Below are 505 nucleotides of genomic sequence, written 5' to 3' on the forward strand. Positions count from 1 at the left end.
ATTAATCACTGCTTTAGGTGATAAGTCAGTCGATACGGTCACGGATTTACATCGCTATTTTGTAAAGTTAACTGAAACGGATGTGCAGTATAAGCCTTTTCATAATCAGCTGAGTAAACCGGAATTTGTTGGACTGATAAAAGAGTTAATCGGGGTTGCAGTCAATGATTGGCAGCAACAAGTACTTGGCACTGAAGTTGAGTTATCAGCCTTTAAAGGTATCGTATTACAAGATGGTAGCTCTTTTGCTGTTCACGATAGCTTAAAAGATATTTTCAAAGGTCGCTTTACCAAAATTAGCCCTGCAGCCATCGAGGTTCATGTTAGCTGGGACGTATTGAAAGGCTATCCTGAACAAGTCTCTATCAGTCCTGATAGTCAAGCGGAGTATGACTTTCTACCCGATGCCGACGCATTAGCAGGTAGGCTATTGCTGGCTGACCGAGGTTATTTTAAGCTGTCATATTTAGATGAGATTGACCAGGCTGGAGGCGCTTATGTTGTA

Annotated in this window: 1 protein-coding gene; it reads left to right on the forward strand. The window is 41.8% G+C overall.

Annotation, left to right across the window (positions count from 1 at the left end):
* Positions 1 to 505, forward strand: a 505-nt coding sequence (locus MT390_RS19740) for a transposase (RefSeq protein WP_499442917.1), incomplete at both ends; no start/stop codon positions are given.

The organism is Vibrio sp. 2-Bac 85 (assembly GCF_037546705.1).
Classification (GTDB): domain Bacteria; phylum Pseudomonadota; class Gammaproteobacteria; order Enterobacterales; family Psychromonadaceae; genus Psychromonas.